General features: G+C 56.1%; 5 protein-coding genes. 2 read left to right on the plus strand and 3 right to left on the minus strand.

Features of this window, described 5'->3' with window-relative positions; translation table 11 throughout:
- The 3 genes from ACF8AM_RS12395 to ACF8AM_RS12405 all read right to left on the minus strand — a co-directional run.
- Window positions 1-3,066: FG-GAP-like repeat-containing protein (locus tag ACF8AM_RS12395; protein ID WP_392555933.1), on the minus strand; the 3,066-nt coding region annotated here is incomplete at its 3' end.
- Between the two features lie 132 nt (window positions 3,067-3,198).
- Window positions 3,199-5,211: a glycogen debranching protein GlgX gene (glgX, locus tag ACF8AM_RS12400; protein ID WP_392555934.1), complete on the minus strand. Its 2,013-nt coding sequence runs from the start codon at window positions 5,209-5,211 to the stop codon at window positions 3,199-3,201.
- A 769-nt stretch (window positions 5,212-5,980) separates the two neighbouring features.
- A complete protein-coding gene (locus ACF8AM_RS12405) occupies window positions 5,981-7,027 on the minus strand; it encodes a DUF1559 domain-containing protein (RefSeq protein WP_392555935.1) in 1,047 nt (348 codons plus the stop codon).
- Between the two features lie 439 nt (window positions 7,028-7,466).
- On the opposite strand from ACF8AM_RS12405, the gene rpmE reads away from it, so the two are divergent.
- On the plus strand, window positions 7,467-7,712 hold the full coding sequence (gene rpmE / locus ACF8AM_RS12410) for a 50S ribosomal protein L31 (RefSeq protein WP_007328932.1): 246 nt from the start codon (window positions 7,467-7,469) through the stop codon (window positions 7,710-7,712).
- The coding region (gene prfA / locus ACF8AM_RS12415; RefSeq protein WP_392555936.1) for a peptide chain release factor 1 at window positions 7,709-8,682 on the plus strand (974 nt) is incomplete at its 3' end. The genes rpmE and prfA, both read left to right, overlap by 4 nt.

An 8,682-nucleotide genomic window follows, 5' to 3' on the forward strand; every position in this document is an offset into this window, starting at 1 on the left:
GATGGCCGATGGAGCGTCTGCCATCGCGTCGGCAACCTCACGCCACATCGGTTGCCAAGCAAACGTTTCGGTGGGAGGCGTGCCGATCCGGTTCGCAATCGCGTTGGTCTGAGCAATCGAAGCAGCGTTGGGCATCCCCAACACACTGATCGCGATGGGCTTGCCTCCCAAACGGAAACGTTGTTGGGACCGTTCGCTGCGAATCTCGGATTGTGTGCCGATCAACCGTAGCTGCAAAACGTTGCCGACCGACTCGGTTTCGTTCCGCAAGAGTTCCGCCGCGGCATTCACATAGGTGACCACTGCATCCAATCGACCGTCGCGGTTGAAGTCACACGTTGCCACACCGCGACCGAGTCGTGCTCGTTCCCAATCGCCGTTGGGATCATCCATTTCTGCCGCATCAAATCGCTGACCGCGATTGACCAACAACTGCGTCTTCATCTCGAACGGCGTTCCGCGGTCCGTCAGATCTTCCACATGTCCGTTGGCGACCAACAAATCCTCCCAGCCATTGTTGTCGTAATCCAACGCTTGGACACCGAACCCCGTCATGCGTGCCGTCAGCCGATCCACTCCGAACACGACCGCGCGATCGACAAACATTCCTGCGCCGGTTTGACAAAAGTGATTGGCCCATTCGTCGTAGAAATTACTGACGTGCAAATCCAGTTTCTGATCTCGGTTGAAGTCCGCCATCGCGATCCCCATGCAAGCGTTCATGTCGCCTCCCGGGCCAACCGCAACGCCCCGAAGGGCCGCTTGATTCCCCCATGCGGACGTTCCATCTTTGCCTGCAATACGAAACCAAAGGTGGTTGGCTCGCTGGTCATTGGAAACGAAGATTTCATTCCCCGGTTGCGAGTCCAAGTCCGCGATGACCACTCCCATCCCGGTGCTCGGGCCGTCCCCTTCACCGCCCAAAGGCAATGACATCCCGGCCCCTTTGCCATCCGAAACCAACACTTCGCTCAAGGCCGGATGATAGTGCAATGGACCGGGCAACTTCACAGGAGAACCATCCGGTTTTCGCTGTATTGGTTTCAGCACCTCGGGATCATCGATGTACTCAATGGAAACCAAATCCGGCAAATGATCACCGGTCACATCCGCGATGGCGGCCGACAAAGTGAACGCTTCGGTCGCTGCGGTGGAACTGGCGTCCAAATCGGAAACCAGCCGTTTTTGAAACGTCCCATCGGCTTGATTGAGCAACAAAACATTTTCGTCAAAGTTGGCCAGTAACAAATCCGGCCATCCATCCTGGTTCCAATCGCCCGATGTCACGCCGTGCCCATAACCGCGATCATCGCTATTGGATGGCGCCACCACGTCAACAAACGCACCATTCAACTGACGAAACAACGCGTTGGGTTTGACACCAGAATGAGCGGTCGCTTCACCGGCGGCTTGGTTGAAATACAAATCCACCCGTCCATCCGCATCCAGGTCCAAGCACGCCACGCCGCCGCCCAAAGGTTCGTGCAAGCGAAACTCGGACTCCACCGGGTCGATGGCATTGGTCCACTGAAAATCCATTCCGAACTCCGGCGCAACGTTGACCAACCGAGCCCTCGCGGCATCGATCTGCACCGGAGTCTGTTCCGTCCACGGCAACTCACTTTGAGATCGCTGTTTCAACGCAATGATCCAGGCCGTGCTTTGATCAGCGAATTGATCCACCTCCAATCCCACCAACAACTCAGCTTCATCGATGCCCTCGGGGAATTTCGTCAACGTCGACTGCATGGTTTGCCGAAGCTCTTTCCAATCACCAGCTGGCTGCATCGAGGCCATCAACAATTGCCAGCTCAACGCCTCCCCGAGACAGCCTTGCTGTTGCAGCATGCCCGTCAAACGCTCGAACATCTCCGTTTGCTCTGCACGAGACAGGGGATTGCTTTGTGAATTCCAGATTTGATTCGCCAGCCACTGAGTCTCGTCGAGTTCCAGCAATCGTTCGCTGACGCGTTCGCGAGCCCCTTCGATACGGCGATGATTCTCCGCATCGGACTCCTTCTTTGCCTTCGCTTTCAAAACATCGAGCGAAGCCGCCAGGCTGTCCCACGCGACCTGGCTGTGCGGTTCACGACGGATCGCTTCTAAAAAACAACGAACAGCAAACTCGGTTGGATCACGGATTTCGCGTGAGGCCTCCGTCTCGGCAGGAATCAACATTCCGTCTCGCAGCGCGGTTCCCCACGCGAGCCAATAGGCGGGGTAGCGACGGACGCGTGCGACGTCGCCACTGGTCGCCCAATCCGTCCAGTTGTCTTCCTGTTGAGCTGCGGCGTACAACCAACCGAGCATTGCCAGGGCGGATGGATCATTGCGTTGGACTTCGTCACTGGTCGCCAACACATCGATGGCTTCCTGCAAATCGCCACGACTGCGGAGCGCGGCGACAACGCTCAGCACTCCTTTGCGATCCACCGCGTCTCGGTCTTTGATATCCGGCTTGGATTCAAAATTGACCTGAGGCCGATGCGGGTAGATCAAACCGATCAATTCCGGTGGACTCAAACCAACACGTCCGGCCAGCAATCGATATTGTTCGTTGGCATCAAATCGGTACCCCCGCTGAGCCAGCAAACCGGCGTAGTCTCGTCGCAACTCAACATTCTGCGGATGATCCTGAATCAATTCTCGGAGTCGGCGCAATGCATCAACTGGATCGCCCGCCTCGTAAGCCAAACTGGCGGCTTGCGATCCGAGCGACAACGCATCGGACGGCTCCGTTGCGATCAATTCATCCAGGGCCTCGACGGCCTTCTTCCGTTGCCCACGCTGAACATGCTGAGCCACCTGGTCTCGCAGACTCACCGGTTGTTCCACCGCCGACATCGGATCGCCGTCGGAAGCAACGGACGGAGGAGGCGTCGATGGCTTGCACCCCATCCAACCACCAAGCAGCAGCACCCCCAAACACCAGCCCACAAAGTGGAGGCGAGGTTTTGTCGGCGGCGTTGGTTTCGCCACGAAGAAAATCATCAAGAAAAGCGTTGGCTGCATGCCCTGATGATAGCCGAACAGCCACAAACGAAGCGATCCGCGACGAGTTTTCACCCGCCGCGGATCGTTGAGAAGCCATCGAAAAGATTGAATGAGAAGAGCAGTCGGCGAACGACCGGGCGATCCGCCTTCCCGACAAAGCAACGCGGAAGGCGGAATCAGATTGAATTCAAGTCCAAACGCAGACTACTTGGGTGCTGCGTTGCAAACGTAAATCCGCATCGAGTGACGCCCAACTTCCACGACTCGGTTGTTCGGAGGCATCGGCCCATCGACATCGGGATAAATGTCATTTGGCGACGGTGCCGCAGTGTCGACGAACAAATTCCATTGCGTGCCACGAGCGATCTCAGGGAAATGGAAATCGCGATGATCGCCGGTGCTATTGAACATCAGGATCACGTCGCGTCCCAAACCTTCTGGATCATCGATTCGGCTGGGAGCAGCAATGTATGCCGCCATTGCCAACTCGCCTTGATCCCAGTTCAACGGGTCACCCGATGGACCGTACCACGACACGTCCGGCACCTTCCGACCATCCACCGGTTGCCCGGTCAAATATTCCCGGCGACGAATCGTCGGTTGGTTCTTGCGGAACTCAATCAACGCACTGACGAAACGAACCAAGTCCGCGTTCTTTTCGACGAGGCGCCAATCGAACCATGAAATGTCATTGTCTTGGCAGTAGGCGTTGTTGTTGCCCTTTTGTGTCCGGCGAGCTTCGTCGCCACTGACGATCATCGGCACGCCTTGACTGGTCAACAACGTCGCCAACATGTTGCGAACTTGCTGACTGCGAATCGTGCTGATCGCCTTCTTTCGCGTCGGCCCTTCCACACCATAGTTGTCACTGATGTTGTGGTTGTCGCCGTCGTTGTTGTCTTCGCCGTTGGCTTCGTTGTGCTTGTCTTTGTACGAAACCAAATCGTTCATGGTGAAACCATCGTGCGTGGTCACCAAGTTCACACTGCAGGACGGCGGACGCCCAGCGTGCTGATACAGATCGCTACTGCCGGCCAAACGAGTTGCCATCGGGCCCAGCGTTCCCGCATCCCCGCGCCAGAAACCTCGCACGTCGTCACGGTATCGACCGTTCCATTCCGCCCAGCGGTGATTACCGAAGCTACCAACTTGGTAAGCACCGGCTGCATCCCAGGCTTCTGCGATGATCTTGGTGTCTGCCAACATCGGATCTTCCGCGATCAGTTCCACCATGGGTGGGTTGGGAATCAGGTTCCCGTTCCGGTCGCGACTCAAGATGCTCGCAAGGTCGAATCGAAAACCATCGATGTGATAGTTGTGGACCCAGTGTCGCAAACAGTGGAAGATCATCTCGCGAACAACCGGGTGGTTCCCGTTGATCGTGTTGCCGCAACCGCTGTAGTTGCAGTAATGCTGGCCTTCCGAAAGGATGTAATAAACTTGGTTTTCAAGTCCTTTGAACGACAGCGTTGGGCCTTGTTCGTTGCCTTCGCAGGTGTGATTGAAGACCACATCCAGAATGACTTCGATCCCCGCGGCGTGCAGGGCTTTGACCATTTGTTTGAACTCGTTGACCTGAGCCCCCGGCGTCGAGTCGTGCGCATAACCACGGTGTGGAGCGAAAAACGCCATCGGGTCGTAGCCCCAGTAGTTCGGCCGCGAAAGCTTTTTGCCTTGCGGGTCCCGAATGGGGAACTCATGCACCGGCATCAACTCCACCGAAGTGACGCCCAATGATTTCAGGTATGGGATCTTTTCAATCACACCGAGGTAACTGCCAGGAGCCTTGACCTTGGCGGTCTTGCTCTTGGTGAATCCACGAACGTGCATTTCATAAATGACAGATTCGCTGACGTCACGGCGAACGTGACGATCGCCTTCCCAGTCAAACGAACTGTCGACGACCACACACTTCGGTGGACGCACAACACCATCGGTTTGCTTTTGATAAGTTCCCGCCAACGCTTGCGCGTAAGGGTCGATCAACCGAGCCGTCGAATCGAACCGGTGACCGTTTTCAGGTTCCCAGGGCCCGCTGGCTTGGAAGTGATAAAGTTGACCTGCTTCGAGGCCTGGTACGTGCAAGCTCCAAACATCCCCCCAACGATCGGTTCCCCGATCAAAGTCGATGATTTGAGCTGGTTCGCGATCGGTCACCTTGTTGTACAGCAGCAACCGCATTTCGGTTGCGGAACGGCTGAAGACCGAAAACTGCACTCCCTTCTCCGTGAGCGTCGCTCCGAATGGCGGGGAGTAGGCGAACTGAAGATCGGGGCACGGTTGTCGCATCAGCATGTAGAGATCGCTCCTTGAGTCGCTGGCCTGATTCGGTTGCCGTGGTCCTTCGAGACCATCGTGTGCTCCGCAAAAAAGTTGCCGGGCACACTTCTGACGAACCGGTCAGGCATTTTCCAGTTGTCCGCTCAACCCTAGCACTCGATCACGCATCGGCAGGCAAAACCCACTTCCTCGGATCAAATCAGCCCCAAGACGAAACTCCCTGCACCAAACGAATCGATCGATTCATCGAGGCAAGCTGTTCCGGCACACCTTGTGGCGCAGATCAGAACACTATTCCGGCCTCATCCAGTTGGACTGGACGAATCCGACAACCTTTCATTTCAGTCGCTCGCAAACGTCTCCCTCAAAGGAAATATGTAATCGTATGACCACAACATGATATCCTGCTTGCTAGTCCAAGAGGTACAAACACGACCTCCCGCAGGCGGCCCTGTCACTGATTTCCCCTTGCAGACAAATACAGGTCCAGATTCCGCCCTGATGAAGAAGCAGGTTCAAGAACGAACGAAACCACGTACCAAGCTACCGTTGCGATTGTCGAATATCCGTTCTGAGTGAACGTGATGCGTACGGTGGAATTCGCCAAACTGTTTGCATCCTCAAATTCATCGGAATCTCGCCAATGTGGCCTACCTGGCCTTCGACTCGAGACTAGTGATGCCCGTCGAGATTCCATTGGCGCCGCTCACGGAATCTGAATGACCTCGTGCCCCGCTCGTGTCGACATCGACTGCCAAAGTTCAAGTTCAACCGAATCGGTGATGAAGCGAACGGAACCATCTAGCAACGACACATGAACACCACCCTGGTGATAACTTCGCGAAGTGACTGCGGCGTAAGTGCGAACACCTGCCGGAGGCGACTTGCCCTCCCGCATGTTCGTGAAGTCAATGTCGTATTCCACACCGGAGATCTCACACAGCACTTTCTTGTTCGGTGAAAAGACCGTCGTGACGCCCGCTTGGTGAACACGGCCATCAATCCATTCGGTGTGCCCCGTCTCGGTTTTGAAATCACCACCCAGAGCACAGATTTCGTCCGTGTTGACCGGCATCGCCATCGTTCCCGTTTGCTTCGCGTCGCGAGCATACGGAGTCCAACCTTTGACTTCCGCCAGCGCCAGCGTGTTGCTGGTTCCGTCCAAGCAATCGCGAAAACCGAGGTAGCGTCCAGGAACGAACATTCCATCGCCCACCTCATTCGTGGCTTCGTCCAGCACGAACCAAACCCCTTCGTTGCTGGCATAGTTCAGCTTGTAATACTTTGGACCGGACGATCCGAAACGCGGGCTATCCCGTGGGTCGCTAGGACATTGATAGGCCGCGACGCGAAAGGACGACGTGGGGACCTGAACACCATCGATTGTCAGATAGGATTCTCCGTAATCGCGGCTGAAGTCGACTCCGTCCGACAAAGCGGCTTCCTCGAGAAATGGAAGGATCCGAGCCTGCATCGACCACCCCGAACCTTGGCCAGGGTTGGTCCAAGCCGGTGGCAGCTTTTTGTAGGCCGACTCGTAATTATGGATGGCCAGAGAAATTTGTTTCAGGTTGTTGCCACAACTCATCCGACGAGCCGCTTCCCTGGCCGATTGCACAGCCGGCAAAAGCAGACCGACCAAGACGCCAATGATGGCAATCACCACCAACAGCTCCACCAAAGTGAAACCCGCACGTGCCACACGGGGAGACGATTTCAAGCCAGAAAGTACCGACGGCGCGCACGAATACATGCAATTGTCCCGAAAATAGGATTTCGTTAGAGAACAAGCATGGCTGGCGAGAACTCACGGCCGATGAAGGAGCAATCCAAGAGGTGCTCACGAAAATCCGAGTTCGAAATCACTCGAGGAATTTTCCTCAGGGCCCAACTCGGAACTCAGGGCATCACCGTGCTTTTCAATGGCTGGCTAGCTTTGGAAAGCGAAGGCAGGGACTCTAATGCGACCGGCTCGCATTATCAAACCGTTAAAACCCCTCCCCCTCGCTTGGCTGCCACCTGGAAACCACGCCCGCGAGTAGCGGATTGTGCGAGGTTTGAGAACCTCGCCCTTGAACAAACCACCTGGTTTAACGTAACATCTGGGATTCGACCGACAGCGAAATCACTTGACCGACGGTTCTGTCGAAATCCACCGTCGTAACACCCTCATTGGCTCGAGTTTGAACGTCATGCAAGACGGCATTCACCCCAACTACCAAGAAACATCCGTCACCTGCGGTTGCGGCAACACTTTCACCACCCGCAGCACGCGTCCCGAGCTGAAAATCGACATTTGCAGCGAGTGCCACCCGTTCTACACCGGCAAACTGAAATACGTCGACACCGCAGGGCGAATCGACAAGTTCCAGAAGAAATTCGCTGCTGGCACCTACGGATCGCTGCAAAAGAAAAAGGCTAAGAAAGCCACCAAATGAGCGGATCCATCCGCGATATCCTCGAGGAAAAACTGGCTCGCTTCGAGAAACTCGAAAGCGACATGTCCGACCCGGATGTCCTCTCCGATGGCGCTCGCATGAGCGCCACGGCACGGGAACATGGCGGACTGAACCGTTTGGCCAATCAGTACCGAACCTTCAAACGCCTGACGGACGAAATCCATCAGTGTGTGGAAATGGTCGCGGATGCCGAGGATTCGGACGAACGTGAAATGGCAGAGGCCGAGATGGACACGCTGCGCAAGGAGCGTGAAACCATCTGGGAAGACCTGCTGTCGCTGACTGTTGGCGGGGAAGACTCTCACCGCACACGGTGCGTGATGGAAATCCGCGCCGGCACCGGTGGCGATGAAGCCGCGCTCTTCGCTCGCGATCTGTTCGAGATGTACACCCGCTACGCCGAAAAAGTGGGCTGGAAAACAGAGGTGATGGACGCCAGCCCGACGGAAATGGGCGGCTTCAAAGACATCACCCTAACGCTCGAAGGCGACAACGTCTTCCGCGACCTCCAATACGAATCCGGCGGCCACCGTGTCCAACGCGTTCCCGAAACGGAAACGCAAGGCCGCGTGCACACCTCCGCCGCCACCGTTGCGGTGATGCCCGAACCCGAAGACGTGGAAATCGATCTGAAACCAGACGACTACCGCAAAGACTTCTTCGGTGCCTCCGGCCCAGGCGGTCAGCACGTCAACAAAACCGATTCCGCGGTGCGGTTGACGCACCACGAAACTGGCATCGTCGTGCAGTGCCAAGACGAAAAAAGCCAGCACAAGAACCTGGCCAAAGCCCTTCGCGTCTTGAAAGCCCGTATCTACGAAAAGAAACGAGAAGAGGAAGCCGCCAAGCAAGCCGAAGCTCGCAAAGGCCTGATCGGATCCGGCGACCGAAGCCAACGCATCCGAACCTACAACTTCCCTCAAAATCGGTTGACCGATCACCGGATCAA

Origin of the sequence: Rhodopirellula sp. JB055, assembly GCF_043100905.1 — a bacterium.
Lineage (GTDB): Bacteria > Planctomycetota > Planctomycetia > Pirellulales > Pirellulaceae > Rhodopirellula.

Excerpts from the sequence above, each read along its gene's own strand:
- rpmE (WP_007328932.1), top strand. The coding sequence starts at position 7,467 with ATGCAAGACGGCATTCACCCCAACTACCAAGAAACATCCGTCACCTGC.
- ACF8AM_RS12405 (WP_392555935.1), bottom strand. The coding sequence starts at position 7,027 with ATGTATTCGTGCGCGCCGTCGGTACTTTCTGGCTTGAAATCGTCTCCC.